Below are 16,458 nucleotides of genomic sequence, written 5' to 3' on the forward strand. Positions count from 1 at the left end.
GCCGTGAATCTGACCCTGGGCCAAAAGCTGATCCGCACCAAAACAGCTGAACGTCACCACGATGACGTGGACAGCGGCGGGGGCCTGCAACGTTCGCTCGGCCTGTTCCCGCTGACCATGATCGGGGTCGGCGCCACCATCGGCACCGGCATCTTCTTCACCATGGTCGAAGCGGTGCCCAAGGCCGGTCCGGCCGTGATCCTCTCCTTTTTGCTCGCCGCGCTGACCGCTGGCCTGACCGCGCTGTGCTATGCCGAGCTGGCCGGGCGCGTGCCGGCCGCCGGCTCCTCGTATTCCTTTGCCTATGCGACCGTCGGCGAGTTCGCCGCCTTCATCGTGGCGGCCTGCCTGCTGCTCGAATACGGCCTGGCGGGAAGCGCGGTGGCGATCGGCTGGTCGGATTACCTGAACAACTTCCTGGTGAACGCCTTCGGCTGGGAGATCCCGGCCCACCTGCGTTCGCCGATGTTCGTATCGGACCACCATAACGTCCACTTCAGCCCAGGTAACTTCAACCTGCCGCCGGTGATCCTGATCGCGATGTGCTGCTTCCTCCTCATCCGCGGCACCAAAGAATCGGCCACCACCAACGCCATCATGGTGCTGGTCAAGCTGGCGATCCTGATCTTCTTTGCCGTGATCGCGCTGACCGGCTTCGATGCCAACAACTTCACGCCCTTCTTCAACCCAGACGCCGACAGCGGCTACGTGGGCATGGCCGGCGTCACCGCCGCCGCCGGCACCGTGTTCTTCTCCTTCATCGGCCTGGACACCATCGCCACCGCCGGCGAAGAGACCAACAACCCACGCCGCAACGTCCCGATCGGCATCCTGGCCGCGCTCCTGATCGTGACCGTCTTCTACCTGCTGGTGGCGATTGCCGCGATGGGCGCCCAGCCCTCGCACATGTTCGCGGGCCAGCAGGCCGGCCTGTCGGTGATCCTGCAGAACGTGACCGGCCAGGCATGGCCGGCGCTGGTGCTGTCGGCCGGCGCCGTCGTGTCGGTGTTCTCGGTGACCCTGGTGACGATCTACGGCCAGACCCGCATCCTGTACGCCATCAGCCGCGACGGCCTGATCCCGAAGACCTTCCAGAAGGTGAGCAAGCGCACCCAGGCTCCGGTCAGCAATACCCTGATCGTGTGCGCCGTGGTCGCCCTCGTGGCCGGCCTGGTCGACGCCACCTTCCTGTGGGACATGGTGAGCATGGGCACCCTGACCGCCTTCATCGTCGTCTCGATCGCGGTGCCGGTGATCCGCGCCAAGCAGGGCCGCGGCGAGCCGGGCGCCTTCCGTGTGCCCTTCGGCCCCTACGTCATCCCGGGCCTGTCGGTGCTGGCCTGCCTGTACATCATGAAAGACCTGTCGCCGGCCACCTTCCGCGTGTTCTTCATCTGGATGGCCGTGGCGGTTGCCACCTACTTCCTGTACAGCGTGCGCCACAGCCGCCTGAACAAGGCACAGTAAATGGAGAGCTTCGAACGGCGGCGCGACCGCTTTGCGCTGTTCGATGCGATGGACAGCGCGGCGGTCAACATCTGCTTTCCACTGGAGCTGCCGGAATTCCGGCCCTGGTGCAAACAGCAGGGCCTGGCGCCCTTCCACGTGCTGCTGTATGCCGTGCTGCGTTCGGTGCTGAAGGTCGAGAACTTCCGCTACCGGATCCTGGACGGCGAAGTGATCCGCATCGAGCGCCTGATTCCTTCGTTTACGGTGGTGAACCAGCACAATGACCTGAATTTCGCCCAGTTCGACTGGGCGGACGACTTGCGCGAATTCGTCGCACGCGGCGTGGCGGCGCGCGAGGATGCCAGCAATATGGCGGCCCTGAACATGGAATATGCCGCGCGCACGCCCCTGCAGGCCAAGGAGCAGGTCTTCATTACCTGCATCCCCTGGCTGGCGTTCACCTCGATCCAGCATCCAAGCGCCTCGCTGGCGCAGCCGGACATTCCGTCCTTCGCCTGGGGTAAATACCGCGACCTGCCGGACGGCCGCCTCGAGCTGCCGTTCTCGGTACAGGCCCACCATGGCTTCGTCGACGGCTTCCACATCCACCAGCTCGGCCAGCAGGTCGCCGCCGAACTAACCGCCATCATTTCACCAGCGGCCTGACCACTTCGAGCAGGCTGACGAGAAGCTTGCCCGGCTCTTCCCACGGCACCATGTGGGCCGAGCGCTCGAACCAGACGACGCGCTTGTAAGGCACATCGACCTTTTCCATCCAGCTCACCGTGGGCGCGGCCGGCGTGGTGTAGTCGTGGCGGCCCAGGAACATCACGACGGGTACGGGGAAGCGCTTCACGCCTGAAAAATCCACGTCGAGGAATTCCGGCAGCACCCGGCTAAGTGTCAGCACGCTGCCCTTGTCGATGTCCTTCACCTGGCTCGGGGTGTACTCGGGCGAGAGCAGGGGACCGCGGAAGAAGTAGCCGGACTCGCTGCGGAAGGCCGACAGGCCGCCATAATGCTGCGGCCACTTGCGCGCGATGATGATGCGCTCGCGCGTGATCGGCTTGTCGCCGGGGTAGGGCGCGATCGAGGCCATCTCCTTGACCGCCTCCACGTTGTTCTCGCGTTTGGCGCGCTCGTAGGCGTACTCGAAGCTGATCCGCTCGTTCTCGCGCACGTTCAGGACCTGGCCGATGCCGACGTAGGCGTAGAACAGGTCGGGACGCTTCAGGGCCGCGCGCATGCCGACGATGGTGCCCCAGCTGTGGCCCATCAGGATCAGCTTGCGCTTGCCGTAGCGCGCCTTCAGGTGCTCGGCCACTTCGATCGCATCGTCGACGTAGCGCTCGATGCGGATGGTCGCGCCGACCTTGTCCGTATCGGCTTCGGCATAGCTCTTGCCGGCGCCGCGCTGGTCCCAGTTCGCCACGGTGAAGTATTCCTCGATCGGGCGCTGGAACTGCCACATGGTGGGCGTCACGGGCGAGGCCGGGCCGCCGTGCACGAACAGGATCATCGGATTGCCGCGGTCCTGGCCGCGCACGTTGAGCCACTGATCGACGCCGCCGATGCGGGTCTTGTACGAATCCTGCACACCGCCGGGTGCGCTGATGCGGTTCAGGTCTTCGATGATGGCGCGCGACTTCGCATAAGGGTCAGGGGCTTCCTGCGCCAGGGCGCAGGCGGATGCCAGCAGCGCGCCAATGAACAGCCATGCCTTCTTCATGTGTGCGTCCTTTCCGGTCGATGGAAATAGCATAGCCCGGCATCTGCATAGGCGCACCCGCGACGCGACGAACTGCATGATCGGCGGGGCGAACGGTAACGCCCATCCTGTCCTGGTGCGGCCTGTTCCCTTCGATGCGCAGGCTGTCGCAGGCTCCACGCCGCCACACGGGCTCGTGATTAGGATGATCGCATCGACAAGCTGGGGGAGGCACCATGTGGCGTTGGGTCGCGGCTGCGGTATGCATGACCGGCAGCCTGTCCGCATTCGGGCAAACAGCACAGCTCACGCCGCAGCAGTGGCGCGAGGACCTGAAGGTGATGGCGGAGACGATGCCGGTGCGGCACCGCAACCTCTACCACACGATGTCGCGCGAGCAGTTCCAGGCCGCTGTCGCGGCGCTCGACGCGAAGCTGGACACCCTGCCGCGCCACCAGGTCATTGTCGAGATGGCGCGCATTGTGGGCATGGTGGAAGACGGGCACACCAACATCGCGCCGACGCGCGACCCCAGGATCGGCTTTCGCGCGTTTCCGATCGCGCTCTACTTCTTCGACGACGGCCTGTACGTGCGCGCGGCCCACGAGCAGCACCGGGAGCTGGTCGGCGCGAAGCTCGTTGGCGTCGGCGGCAAGACGGTGGAACAGGCCTATGCGGCACTGCGCCAGATCGTCGGCCGCGACAACGAGCAGAACGCGCTGTTCTTCGTCCCGCACCTGCTGGTGATGCCGGAAGTGCTGCACGCCTTCGGCCTGTCCGACTCGCCCGAGCGGGCCCGTTTCGTGGTCGAACGCGATGGCAAGCGCAGTACCGTGGAACTGGCCACGCCGCAGCCCGCCACCATGATGCCGCCCGATACCGACACCAGCTTCATGCCGCGCCCCGGCTGGGTCGACGCGCGCGTCACGACGCCATTGTGGCTGCAGGATGCCGACAGCAAGTTCCGCATGGAGTACCTCAAGCCGCACAAGCTGCTCTACGTGCAGCTCAACCAGGTCGGCAACGAGAAAGAGGAAACGCTGGCGCAGTTCGCGGCGCGCATCCAGCAGGCGGCGGCAAGCCAGCCGGTGGAGAAGATCGTGCTCGACCTGCGCCTGAACCGCGGCGGCAACGGCATGCTGGCGCCCCCATTGATCGCCGCGCTGCTGCGTGCCACGCCGCTTGAGGCCAGGCGCGACCTGTTCGCGATCGTCGGCCGCAGCACCTTCTCGGCGGCGCAGTTCGTGGTGAATGACCTGGAACACTATACCGAGGCCGTGCTGGTCGGCGAGCCGACCGGTGGCAGGCCGAACGCCCATAGCGACTCGCGCCGGATCACGCTGCCCAATAGCGGCATCACGGTGCGGGTATCGACCATCTGGTGGCAGGAGGACGAGCGCGACCGGCGACCATGGGTCGCGCCCACGGTGGCGGCGCCGCTCGGCTTTGACGCCTACCGCCGCGGCGAGGACCCGGCATTCACGGCGATCCTGGCCTACCGGCCGGCGCCGCCGCTGGCCGATCTGCTGCTGGCGGCGCCCGATGCGCTGCCGAAGACCTATGCCGACTGGCGCGCCCGGCCGCGTAACCGCTATGCGGATGTGCAGATGGCGTTCTACCGGGCCGGCCATGCGCTGCTGGCGAAAGGGTTGCCGGCAGAGGCACTGGTGGTGTTCAGGATGTGGGAGAAGGAGCATCCGCAGGCCGCGTATGCCTGGGACGGCATCGGCGCGGCGCAGCTGGCGCTCGGCGAGCGTGTGCAGGCGCGGGAAGCCTACCGCAAGGCGCTGGCGCTCGACCGCAGTTTGGCGTCCGCACTGGCTGCGCTGGAGAAGTTGTAGGGTGGGCGGCTAACATCACCGCGTGGGCGTTCGTGTTTTAGGCCACTGGCCTAAAACACCCCGCCCACCCTACAAAAGCAAACGCCACGCGGCCTCTCGGCGGCGTGGCGTTCGTTAAAGCTAGCCCTGCTTATTGCACGTTCATTTCCTTCAGCAGGTTATCCGCCTTGTCCACGTGCTTCATGTTCCACAGGATGTAGCGGATGTCGACCTGGATGTCGCGGGTCATGGCCTTGTTGAAGTCCCAGTCCGAGATGATCGAGTCCAGGGTGCCGTCGAAGGCCAGGCCGATCAGCTCGGCCTTCGAGTTCAGCGCGGCCGAACCCGAGTTGCCGCCGGTGATGTCCAGCGTTGCCAGGTAGTTGACCGGCACGGTCTTCAGCTTCGGATCGACATACTTGCCGAAGTCCTTGGCCTGGATCGCGGCCAGCTGGGCTGCCGGTGCGTTGAACTCGCCTTCGCCGGTGTGCTTGGCCACCACGCCCTTGATGGTCGTGAACGCGGTCCAGCCTTCGGTACCGTCGGAACCGACGTCACGGCCGGCGATCTTGCCGAAGGTGACCCGCAGGGTGCCGTTGGCGTCCGGATAGACGGCCTGGCCCTTGCTATTCATGTAGGCGATCTTGGCCTTCATGTAGTTGCCGTAGGCTTGCTGGATCTTGCCGCCGAGTTCCTCTTCCTGGGCTTCTTCCTTCAGGCCTGCGTCATACATGGCGACCGCGGCCTTGATGAAGCTGTCGTTCGAGGCCTGGAACTCGGCCGGCGACTTCTTCAGCCACGCGCTGCGTTCTTCCTTGTTGGCCAGCTTCGAACCTGCATAGATGCGGTCCAGCGCGGCCTTCAGCTCGGCCTGGCTCATGCCCGGCTTGATGCCCAGGGCGGCGTCGAAAGCGGCGTCATGCTCGGCCGCCGGCTGCGCGTTGTACTTGGTCAGGAAGTTCAGCACCAGCGCCTTGTCGACCTTTTCGTCGTAGGTGCGGTCCTGGCCTGCCACCACCGAGTTCCAGCGCGGCATGTCGCGTTCCTGGAAGCCGGATTTGCGCTCGGCGTCCGGCTTGGTGCGCTCGTTGGCCAGGCGGTACAGCGAACGTGCCGAGGACAGGAACTTCGGCTGGGCGTAGCCCAGGTAGAAGCTCTTCTTGGCATTCGCGTCGCGCTCGGCGATCAGCTTCTCGGCCTGCTCGATGTCGGCCGCGTACTGCGCCTTGCGCGCCGGGGTCGCGTTCACCCATGCCTTCAGGGCATTGTGCTCGGCGGTCTTGCGCTGCAGGAAGTCGCTGTTGGCATACGAGGTCAGCATGCCCTTGCGGTTCTTGTAGTAGTTGTTGACGCTGGCGATCTGGCCAGCGTACTTCAGCTTGGCGGCCGGGTCGTTCTTGGTCTCGCGCTCGATGATCGCCAGGGTCTCGCCCGATGCCGCCACGAAGGCCGGGTAGTTCCAGGTGAAGGTCGATTCGACTTCCGACGGCAGGCGGTGGCGGTTGGTGCGGCCCGGGTAGCCCAGCACCATGATGAAGTCGCCTTCCTTCGAACCTTCGGTGGCGATCTTCAGGTGGTGCTTCGGCTGGTAGGGCACGTTGTCCTTCGAGAACTCGGCGGCCTTGCCGTCCTTGCTCACGTAGGCGCGGTAGAAACCGTAGTCGCCGGTGTGGCGCGGCCACATCCAGTTGTCGGTGTCGCCGCCGAACTTGCCGACGCCGGCCGGGGGTGCGTGAACCAGGCGCACGTCACGGATTTCCAGCTGCTTGAGGCGGTAGAACTCGAGGCCGCCGTAGTAGCTGGCCACGGTGCAGCGGTAGCCGGCTTCCTTTTCGCATTCCGCCACCAGTTTCTTCTGGTTCTTCTCGATGGCGTCGATGCGGGCCTTGCCGCTCAGCTTGGCGACTTCCGGGGTGATGATCTGGGTGCTGACGTTCGCCACTTCCTCGGTCACGTAGACGCGGCTGCCCGGCGCAGCCGACAGTTCTTCAGCGAAGTTCTTGGCCAGGAAACCGTTGGCGAGCAGGTCGCGTTCCGGGGTCGAGTTGACCGCCACGCTGTTGTACACGCAGTGGTGGTTGGTGACGACCAGGCCTTGCGGCGAGACGAACGAGGCCGAGCAGCCGCCCAGGCTCACGATGGCGCCCATCGGGAATTCGGTCAGCTTGGTCAGGGTCGACGGGTCCAGCTTGAGGCCGGCGGCTTTCAGTTGCTTGGCTACTTGTGGCAGCTGCTGCGGCATCCACATGCCTTCGTCCGCTTGTGCGGCGAAGCTGGTGAGGATGGCCAGCGAGAGGAGGGTCTTTTTCATTCGCGTCTGTGTGTATGGGAAGGGAACGTGGGCTCCGCGGAGCACGCAAGAGTATCCGTAATCCGCATGCATATCGTCAACCGATATTTCGTGCTGACAAACCGAATGATTTCCTATGGGAACTTAAACCTGCAGTCGTGCTTTACAGCTGAGCCCCGATCAGGGACGCCGCGCCCGTGGTCACGCGCTGCCACCAGGGCCGCTCGCGGAATTCCGCCTTCGTCACCGTGTTCGCGCGCTTCCAGTCGTCCTCGAAGATGGCGGTCTGCTGGCGCGCGAATTCCCGGTGCAGGACGTTCAGGTTGGCTTCGTCGTTGATGCTGAACGAGCGGTTGTCGAAGTTGGTCGAGCCCACCGACACCAGCAGCTCGTCCACGATCAGCGCCTTCACGTGGTACATGGTCGGCTGGTATTCGGCCAGCTTGACGCCGGCCGCCAGCAGTTCGCCCCAGCGCTCGCGCGAGGCGGCCTTGACCAGGTCGGAGTCGATGATCTTGCCCGGCATTAGGATGCGCACGCGCACGCCCCGTTTCGCCGCTTCGATCAGCGTGTGGATGGTCAGCTCGTCCGGCACGAAGTAGGCGGCGGACAGGTCGATGGTCTTGCGCGCCGAAGTGATCGCCATCAGGTACATCAGGTGCATCGATTCGCTGCCACCGGTGGGCGAGCTGGAGAACATCTGGGCCGGCATGTCGCCCACGGGCTGCAGGGCCGGGAAGTAGTCGGGGCCGTCGAGCACGGTGCCGGTGGCCTTCAGCCAGTTGTCGTTGAACACGGCCTGGACCTGGCCCACGACCGGACCCTCGATGCGGAAATGGGTATCGCGCCAGTGGTTCTCATCCTGGGCATTGCCGCGCCACTGGTCGGCGATGCCGACCCCGCCGGTGAAGCCGACCTTGCCGTCGATCACGAGCAGTTTGCGGTGGGTGCGGTTGTTCAGACGCGCCAGTTTCCACCACACCGGCTTGTGGTAGCGCTGCACCAGCACGCCGGCTTTTTTCATTTCATCGATCTGCGCCAGGTCCATCTTCATGCTGCCCATGAAGTCGAGCATCACGTGCACCTTGACGCCGGCGCGGGCGCGCTCCATCAGGGCGTCCGCGAATTCCTTGCCGATCGATTCCGACCAGTAGATATAGGTCTCGAAAGTGATCGTCTTCTTCGCAGAACGGATCGCGTCCAGCATGGCGGGAAAGATCTGGTCGCCGTTGAGCAGCACCTCGACCTTGTTGCCCTCCAGGATGGGCGGGCCGAGCAGCACGCCGAGCGAGCGGCGGAATTGCGGGTCATTGGTCTCGTACTGGCGCACCAGGCGGGTTTCGATCTGCTTCTCGCCGGGCATGAAATTGAGCGCGAGAATGCCGCCAACCAGGGTCAGGGCGGCGGTCACGAGGATGGTCCAGAACAGTTTTGGGCGCATGGGAAAACGCGGGCGTAAAAAAACCAACGCATGAAGCGTTGGTTTTTAGAAAGGGCTACACAATCGCTGATTAGCGAACACGGCCGCGACGCAGCAGGTTCACGATAGCCAGCAGGATGACAGCGCCCAGGAACGAAACCAGCAGCGACGAAACGCTGAAGTCGTCCGAATTGATGGTGCCGGTGCCGAACAGCGGCGACAGGAGCCAGCCGCCCAGGAAGGCGCCGACGATACCAACCACGACGTTGAGAATCATGCCTTGCTCTGCGTCGGTTTTCATGACCATGCTGGCCAGCCAGCCCAGAATGCCACCGACAACGATCCAAATGATGAATAACATGGTGTACCTCCTTCAAGTGTAAGAAAACATACCCCCAGGCCGATTGAATTGCCGTGGCCATGGAGAAAAGTCTAGAGACCAGTCCCCTTCAGGTCGGTGCGGCAACGAACGTTAGACGGCGAATCTGCAAGCCTGTTCTGGCGCGCCGAACGGATGAGCGAAAAGAACCGGGTATGGTGCGTCAACGAACAGAAGAGGTGAGGGGGCGAGCATAAGGTTTCAACACTTGCAACACTGAATTCCGATTGCAGTCACCAGTACCTGAACCTTCTGAAAGGATTCGCCATGAGCAACTACGATTCGAATAACAACCAGAATTCCCGCATGGTTACCGGCCTGTTCCCTGACCGTGCCAGCGCTGAACGCGCCTACAGCTCGATCTCGACCCGCGGCTATGGCAAGGACGACGTCAACCTGATGATGTCGGACAGCACCCGCAAGACCCACTTCCACGACACTGACACTGAACTGGGCAGCAAGGCCGCCGAAGGCGCCGGCATCGGCGCAGGTATCGGCGGCACCATCGGCGCCGTCCTGGCAGGCATCGCCGCCGTCGGCACCACCCTCGTGCTGCCTGGCCTGGGCGTGGTCGTCGCCGGCCCGCTGGCAGCAGCCCTGGCCGGCGCCGGCGCCGGCGGCATCACTGGCGGCCTGATCGGCGCACTGATCGGCGCAGGCATCCCGGAAGAGCGCGCCAAGCACTATGAAGAAGGCATCAAGAGCGGCGGCATCGTGATGGGCGTGCACGCCCGTTCGGACGAAGACGCACGCCACATCGAACAATCGTGGACCGACAGCGGCGGCACCCACATCATCGGCACCGGCATCGGCGCAGCAGGCGGCGCAGTCGCCGGCGCGGCCATCGGCTCGGCAGCCGGCCCGATCGGCACCGTGGCCGGCGCCGCCATCGGCGCGGTCACCGGCGGCATGGCCGGCAAGGGCGTGGGCGAAGTCGTGAACCCGAAAGCGGGCGACGACCTGTCGGAACACTACCTGGCCAAGGGCGTGGGCGCCGGCAGCGGCGCGGCAGTCGGCGCGATGGCTGGCGCGGCGGCGGGCCCGATCGGCATGGCTGCCGGTGCAGTGGTCGGCGGCCTGGCAGGCGGCGCAGCCGGCCGCGGTGCCGGCGAAGTCGTGAACCCGAAGGCAAACGACGACCTGAACGACCATAACCTGGCACAAGGCGTCGGCGCCGGCGGCGGCGCCGCCCTCGGCGCGGCGGCAGGCTCGGTGGCCGGCCCGATCGGCACCGCAGCGGGCGCCGTGATCGGCGGCCTGGCAGGCGGCGCGGCAGGCCAGGGCACCGGCGAAGTCATCAACCCGAAACCGGGCGACGAACTGCGTGACCACCACCTGGCAACCGGCGCCGGCGCCGGCGCTGGTGCGGCCGTGGGCGGTTCGGTGATCGGCGGCGCCGTGGGCGGCCCGGTCGGCGCGGTGGTTGGCGCCGGCATCGGCGCAGCCGTGGGCGGCATGGCCGGCAAGGGCGTGGCCAAGATGGTCAACCCGCAGGAAGAAGATGCGCACTGGCGCGGTCAGTACCAGACCCAGCCGTACTACACCCCGGGCTACACCTACGACGACTACGCACCGGCCTATGCGCTGGGCTACAACTCGGCAGGCCGCTATCCGGGCAGCTACGACATGCACGAGAACGAGCTGTCGAGCGAATGGGAACGCACCAAGGGCGCCTCGCGCCTGAGCTGGGACCAGGCCAAGCACGCCTCGCGCGCCGCATGGCACAAGGTCGAGCGCGCCATTCCGGGTGACGCCGACCGCGACGGTCGTTAATCCGCAGGTTTGCCGCCCCGCGTGGGCGGCAGCCGGATGAAAAAAAGCCTCGGGGCCATGACGGCGCCGAGGCTTTTTCTATGGGGGAGGCGATTACTGCTTGACCGCTTCCACCTGGATCGCCAGCTTCACTTCCGGCGAGAACTTCGGCAGGCCGAAGTTGATGCCGAAGTCGCTGCGCTGGAAGGTGCCGGTCACGTCGGCGCCGCACACTTCGCGCTTGAGCATCGGGTGGTCGATGCACTTGAACTTGTTGATGGTCAGGGTCAGCGGCTTGGTCACGCCGTGCAGGGTCAGTTCGCCCTGGGCCGAGGTCGGCACATCGCCGGTGAAGGTGATCGACTTCGACTTGAAGGTCGCGGTCGGGAATTGGGCGGCGTCGAAGATGTCCGGCTTCTTGGCGTGCTCGTTCATCTTGTCGTGGCCGAAGTCGATGCTGTCGATGTAGACGGTGATGTCGAGGGTGCCGGTTTTCTTGGCGCGATCGAGGGTCACGGTGCCGTCAGTCTTGTTGAACTTGCCGCGCCAGACCGAGATGCCCATGTGGTCGGCCTCGAAGCTCGGGTAGGTGTGGTTCGGCTCGATCTTGTAGGTGTCGGCGGCGAAGGCGATGCCGGCGCCAAGGGTGCTCGAAGCGGCCAGGGCCGCGATCAGGTGCTTGATTTTCATAGGACTTTCCCTTGCTTAGGTAAGAGCTGCTGGTGAATTACTGGGCGGTGATGTGGAACTTGATGATGACTTCATCGGCGACCATGCTGGTGTCCTTCCACTCGCCTTCGCCGATGTTGAAGGCCAGTCGCTTGATCGGCAGCTGGCCTTCGAATACCTGTTTGCCGCTGTCGAGCTTCTGGGTGAGCGGGAAGCTCACGTCGGCGCTCCTGCCCTTGATCGTCAGCTTGCCCTTGACGTTGAACTTGCCGGCGCCGGCGGGGGCGATGGCGGTGGAGACAAACGTCGCCTTCGGATACTGCGCGACGTTGAACCACTCCTTCTTGGCCACTTCCTTGTTGTACTCGGCGTCGCCCAGGTCGAGGCTGGCGGTCTGGATCTCGACCGTCGCTTTCGAAGCGGCCGGCTTGGCGGCGTCGTAGTCGATCTGCGCCGTGAAGCCCTTGAACTTGGCCTCGACCGGCACGCCCATCTGCTTGAAGGTGGCCGAGACGCTGCTCTTGGCCGGGTCGGTTTTCAGGGGCGCGGCGCCGGCGATGGCGCTGGCGAACAGGGAGGCCAGCAACAGGCCTTTCAGTGGTTTCATTCGAACTCCTAGCGGGTGGAAAAAGGCAGCATGCGCGCCATCACGCCGTCGCGGTCGACGAATACGTGCTTGAGCGCGGCCGCCACGTGCAGGCCGACGAGGCCGGCCAGCAGCATGTTGAGCCAGTAATGGACATCCTTCAGCACCGGCTTCAGGGCCGGGTCCGGTCCCATCAGCACCGGCAGTTCGATCACGCCGAACCACACGACCGGATAGCCGGTCGCCAGGCTGTAGAAATAGCCGGACAGGGGCACCGCGAACATCAGGATGTAGAGCAGCCAGTGCAGGCCGTGGGCCGCGCCGCGTTGCCAGGCCGGCATCTCGTCGGCATAGGCGGGCGGGTGACGCAGCAGGCGCCATAACAGGCGCAGCGTGGCCAGCAGCAGCACGGTGACCCCGGCCCACTTGTGCCAGTTGAAGTACTTCAGTTTGGTCGGCGTGATGCCGGGGATGTCCGTCATCACCAGCCCGAGCGTGAAGGTCGCGATGATCAGCAGTGCGATCAACCAGTGCAGGACAATGGCCGGAATGGTGTAACGGTGCATAAAGATTATTTTTTGGAAAGTTGTACGCGTTAGAACTAACTATACCAGTCTTTACGGGCCCCTGCTGCCGAGCGCAATTTTTCGCTGGGTACACTAGCACGGATTGCAAAACCTGCACAGCCACAGCGGCGAGAATGTAAAATCGCCAAAAAAACCGTTTAGCAGAGATTACTGGCGATATCGTTTAGTGCCAGAAAGAAAAATATGAACGTACGCATCGCAGCTTCCCGTTCCCTGCCGCTCAAACGGCTTGCGGCCAGCCTTGCCCTGCTGCTGGCGCTGCCGGCCGTGGCCGAGAACATGGATGCCCGGCCCGAGAACCTGGCCGACCTGTCGATCGAAGAACTGGCCAATATCCCTGTCATGTCGGTGTCCAAGCGCCCCGAGCGCCTGCAGGACGCCGCCGCCGCCGTGTTCGTGATCACGTCCGAGGACATCCGCCGCTCCGGCGCCGCGACCCTGCCGGAAGTGCTGCGCCTGGCGCCCAACCTGCACGTGGCGCGCATCAGCGGCTACAGCTACTCGATCAGCGCGCGCGGCCTGAACCAGAGCGGCAACAGCTACTCGAACAAGCTCTTGGTGCTGATTGACGGACGCTCGGTCTACACGCCGCTGTTTTCCGGCGTGTTCTGGGATGCCCAGGAAGTGCTGCTGGAGGACGTCGAGCGTATCGAGGTCATCAGCGGCCCGGGCGGCGTGATGTGGGGACTGAACGCGGTCAACGGCGTCATCAACATCACGACACGCTCCGCACGCGAGACTCAGGGCAGCATGGCGGTCCTGCAGGCCGCCACCGACGGCGTGACCGGCAGCTTCCGCCAGGGCGGCACGACTGCGAACGGCGTCGCCTGGCGCGCCTTCGGCAAGACCACCCGGCGCGAGGACAGCGAACTGGCCAGCGGCGCCCCTGTCAACGATGCCTATCGGCGCACCCTGGTCGGCGCCAGGGCCGACTGGGAGCGCGGACCGGATCGCGTGAGCCTGATCGGCAACGCCTACCGCGGCCGCTTCGACCAGCCCTTCCCGGGCGAGATCGCCGCCCCTGGCGTGCGCCCGACGCTCGGCCAGGTGCGCTCGGATGGCCTCAACCTGACCGCGCGCTGGGAGCATGCGCTGGACGGTGGCGCCAGCCTGATGGCCCAGGCCTATTTCGACCACACGCTGCGGCGCGCCGAACCGCTGTTCGGCGAGCGCCTCTACACCACCGACCTGCAGTTCCAGCACACCCTGGCACCAAGCGGTGCGCACCGCGTGGTGTGGGGCGCCAACTACCGCCACAGCCGCGACCGCGTCGACAACAGCCCGACCGTCGCCTTCCTGCCCGCGCGCACCACCCAGCAGTGGGCCAGCGTGTTCGCCCAGGACGAGATCGCGCTGCGCCAGGACCTGTTCCTGACCCTGGGCAGCCGCGTGGAGTACAACGAATACACGGGCGTCGAATGGCTGCCGAGCGCGCGCCTGTCCTGGCGCCTGTCGCCCCAGCATGCGCTGTGGGCGGCGGCTTCGCGCACCGTGCGCGCGCCCTCGCGGCTCGACGTCGACGCCTACCTGCCGGGACGCCCGCCCTTCCTGCTGCGCGGCGGCGCGCGCGTGCGCGGCGAGGTGGCGCAGGTGTTCGAACTGGGCTACCGCGGCAACCCGGTGGCGCCGCTCTCGTATTCGATGACCCTGTTCCACCACGATTACGACTACTTGCGCACGACCGAGACCAACCCGTCCGGCTTCATCACTTTCGACAGCCTGATGGAAGGACGCTCGAGCGGCATCGAAGCCTGGGGCAGCTGGCAGGCGGCCGAACGCTGGCGCCTGTCGGCGGGCTGGACCGCGCTGCACCAGAAGCTGCGCCTCAAGCCGGGCAGCACCGACGTCAACGCCACGCTGGTCGCCCGGCGCGACCCGGCGCATACCTTCCAGCTGCGCTCCGTCTACGGCATCGACGACCGGCGCGATGTCGAGCTCACGCTGCGCAAGGTGGCGGGCAAGTCCTTCCCGGACGTGCCGGCCTACACGGCGCTGGACGCGCGCTTCGGCTGGCGCGTGCGCCCCGGGCTGGAACTGTCGGTGACCGGCGAGAACCTCACCGGCGGGCATGGGGAATACGGATCGATCCTGGCGCGGGCCGAGATCGAGCGGCGCCTGGGCGTGAAGGTGGTGTGGGAGTATTAAAGTAGGGTGGGCGGGTTTCCCGCCCACGCGGTGATTGTTACCGGCTCTGTTCCCGTACCGGATGATCTTGCTGCAAACTATCACCGCGTGGGGTGATCTGGTCCAGTGGACCAGATCACAAGCCGCCCACCCTACAGCTTAGATCGCAGCCGCGAGCTGTGCCGCCAGGCCGGTGTAGTTCGCCGGCGTCATTTGCAGCAGCAGGTCCTTGGCGTCCTGCGGAATCGCCAGCTTGCCGATGAACTCCTGCAGCGCTTCGCGGGTGATGCCCTTGCCGCGGGTGAGTTCCTTGAGCTGCTCGTACGGGTTCTCGATGCCGTAGCGGCGCATCACGGTCTGCACCGGCTCGGCCAGCACTTCCCAGCTCGCGTCCAGGTCCGCTTCCAGGCGGGCCGCGTTCACTTCCAGCTTGTTCAGGCCGCGCAGGCAGCTGTCATAGGCCAGCAGCGCGTAGCCGAAGCCGACGCCGATGTTGCGCAGCACGGTCGAATCGGTCAGGTCGCGCTGCATGCGCGAGACCGGCAGCTTCTCGGCCATGTGGCGCAGCACCGCGTTGGCCAGGCCCAGGTTGCCTTCCGAATTCTCGAAGTCGATCGGGTTGACCTTGTGCGGCATGGTCGACGAACCGATCTCGCCGGCCCGCAGCTTCTGCTTGAAGTAGCCCAGCGAGACATAGGTCCAGATGTCGCGGTTCAGGTCGAGCAGGATGGTGTTGGCGCGCGCGATGGCGTCGAACATCTCGGCCATGTAGTCGTGCGGCTCGATCTGGATGGTGTAGGGGTTGAAGACCAGGCCCAGGCGATTCTCGATCACTTCTTTCGAGAAGGCCGGCCAGTCGAAGCCCGGATAGGCCGACAGGTGCGCATTGTAGTTGCCGACCGCGCCATTCATCTTGCCGAGGATCTCGACCTCGGCGATGCGCTTGACCGCGCGTTGCAGGCGCGCGACCACGTTGGCGAATTCCTTGCCGAGGGTGGTCGGGCTGGCGGTCTGGCCGTGGGTGCGCGACAGCATCGGCAGATCGGCATTGGTGTGCGCGATCTCGGTCAGCTTGGCGATGATGCCTTGCAGGGCCGGCAGCAGCACGCCATCACGGGCGGCTTTCAGCATCATGCCGTGCGAGGTGTTGTTGATGTCTTCCGAGGTGCAGCCGAAGTGGATGAACTCGCTCGCCGCCACCAGCTCCGGCACGTCCTTCACCTGTTCCTTGAGCCAGTACTCCACCGCCTTGACGTCATGGTTGGTGACCGCCTCGATCTCCTTGATGCGCGCCGCTTGCGCCTCGCCGAAGTTTGCCGCCATGCGTTCGAGGTGAGCGTTCGCTTCGCTGGAGAACGGCTTGATCTCCGGGAATCCCGCCTGCGACAGCGCCTGCAGCCAGGCGATTTCGACTTTCACGCGGTGGTGCATGAAGCCCGCTTCCGACAGGATCGGGCGCAGCTTGTCGGTCTTCGACGCGTAGCGGCCATCCAGCGGGGACAGGGCCGACAGGGTAGCCGATGGGGCAGATGAGGGAACGGTAGAGGTCATGGCGGGCGGTCCGTGCAAAAACGCGGATTTTACCACCGGGAGCCGCACGCAGCCTTGTGCGCACGGCCGCACAGCGCGTCAGGGAGGCTCGTCTGGCGCAGACAAGCGACGAAACGGCGATGC

Annotated in this window: 13 protein-coding genes; 5 read left to right on the forward strand and 8 right to left on the reverse strand. The window is 65.2% G+C overall.

The features are described 5' to 3' along the window. Nucleotides 1-3 precede the first annotated feature (3 nt). Nucleotides 4-1,467, forward strand: a complete 1,464-nt coding sequence (locus LK542_RS20230) for an amino acid permease (protein WP_227813353.1) — start codon at nt 4-6, stop codon at nt 1,465-1,467. Then, nucleotides 1,468-2,115 carry a CatA-like O-acetyltransferase gene (locus tag LK542_RS20235; protein ID WP_227813354.1) on the forward strand — a complete coding sequence of 216 codons (648 nt, stop codon included), beginning with the start codon at nt 1,468-1,470 and terminating at the stop codon, nt 2,113-2,115. It abuts the gene before it with no gap. Here the strand turns inward: LK542_RS20235 and LK542_RS20240 are convergent. Next, nucleotides 2,096-3,178: an alpha/beta fold hydrolase gene (locus tag LK542_RS20240; protein WP_227813355.1), complete on the reverse strand. Its 1,083-nt coding sequence runs from the start codon at nt 3,176-3,178 to the stop codon at nt 2,096-2,098. The genes LK542_RS20235 and LK542_RS20240 overlap by 20 nt on opposite strands. A gap of 215 nt (nt 3,179-3,393) precedes the next feature. On the opposite strand from LK542_RS20240, the gene LK542_RS20245 reads away from it, so the two are divergent. Further along, nucleotides 3,394-4,998: a S41 family peptidase gene (locus tag LK542_RS20245; protein ID WP_227813356.1), complete on the forward strand. Its 1,605-nt coding sequence runs from the start codon at nt 3,394-3,396 to the stop codon at nt 4,996-4,998. A gap of 130 nt (nt 4,999-5,128) precedes the next feature. Here LK542_RS20245 and LK542_RS20250 read toward each other — a convergent pair whose 3' ends face one another. The 3 genes from LK542_RS20250 to LK542_RS20260 form a co-directional block, all read right to left on the reverse strand. Beyond that, complete coding sequence (locus LK542_RS20250) at nt 5,129-7,288, reverse strand: S46 family peptidase (RefSeq protein WP_227813357.1); 2,160 nt, start codon at nt 7,286-7,288, stop codon at nt 5,129-5,131. 142 nt (nt 7,289-7,430) lie between these two features. After that, a complete protein-coding gene (cls, locus tag LK542_RS20255) occupies nt 7,431-8,708 on the reverse strand; it encodes a cardiolipin synthase (RefSeq protein ID WP_227803456.1) in 1,278 nt (425 codons plus the stop codon). A 70-nt stretch (nt 8,709-8,778) separates the two neighbouring features. Further along, on the reverse strand, nt 8,779-9,048 hold the full coding sequence (locus LK542_RS20260; protein WP_036212790.1) for a GlsB/YeaQ/YmgE family stress response membrane protein: 270 nt from the start codon (nt 9,046-9,048) through the stop codon (nt 8,779-8,781). A gap of 285 nt (nt 9,049-9,333) precedes the next feature. On the opposite strand from LK542_RS20260, the gene LK542_RS20265 reads away from it, so the two are divergent. After that, nucleotides 9,334-10,839, forward strand: a complete 1,506-nt coding sequence (locus LK542_RS20265; RefSeq protein ID WP_227803455.1) for a glycine zipper domain-containing protein — start codon at nt 9,334-9,336, stop codon at nt 10,837-10,839. A gap of 93 nt (nt 10,840-10,932) precedes the next feature. On the opposite strand, the gene LK542_RS20270 is transcribed toward LK542_RS20265, so the two are convergent. The 3 genes from LK542_RS20270 to LK542_RS20280 are packed head-to-tail and all read right to left on the reverse strand — an operon-like array spanning nt 10,933 to nt 12,639. Beyond that, the gene (locus LK542_RS20270) at nt 10,933-11,508 is read right to left on the reverse strand and encodes a YceI family protein (protein WP_227803454.1); all 576 of its coding nucleotides are present in this window, start codon (nt 11,506-11,508) and stop codon (nt 10,933-10,935) included. A 37-nt stretch (nt 11,509-11,545) separates the two neighbouring features. Then, nucleotides 11,546-12,094 carry a YceI family protein gene (locus LK542_RS20275; protein WP_227813358.1) on the reverse strand — a complete coding sequence of 183 codons (549 nt, stop codon included), beginning with the start codon at nt 12,092-12,094 and terminating at the stop codon, nt 11,546-11,548. 8 nt (nt 12,095-12,102) lie between these two features. After that, nucleotides 12,103-12,639, reverse strand: a complete 537-nt coding sequence (locus tag LK542_RS20280; RefSeq protein ID WP_227813359.1) for a cytochrome b — start codon at nt 12,637-12,639, stop codon at nt 12,103-12,105. A gap of 204 nt (nt 12,640-12,843) precedes the next feature. Between LK542_RS20280 and LK542_RS20285 the strand changes: the two genes are divergently transcribed. Then, on the forward strand, nt 12,844-14,805 hold the full coding sequence (locus LK542_RS20285; RefSeq protein ID WP_227813360.1) for a TonB-dependent siderophore receptor: 1,962 nt from the start codon (nt 12,844-12,846) through the stop codon (nt 14,803-14,805). Between the two features lie 138 nt (nt 14,806-14,943). Here LK542_RS20285 and purB read toward each other — a convergent pair whose 3' ends face one another. Continuing rightward, complete coding sequence (gene purB / locus LK542_RS20290) at nt 14,944-16,335, reverse strand: adenylosuccinate lyase (RefSeq protein ID WP_227813361.1); 1,392 nt, start codon at nt 16,333-16,335, stop codon at nt 14,944-14,946. Nucleotides 16,336-16,458 lie beyond the last annotated feature (123 nt).

It is taken from the genome of Massilia sp. IC2-477, assembly GCF_020707265.1.
In the GTDB taxonomy this organism is placed as follows: Bacteria; Pseudomonadota; Gammaproteobacteria; order Burkholderiales; family Burkholderiaceae_D; genus Telluria.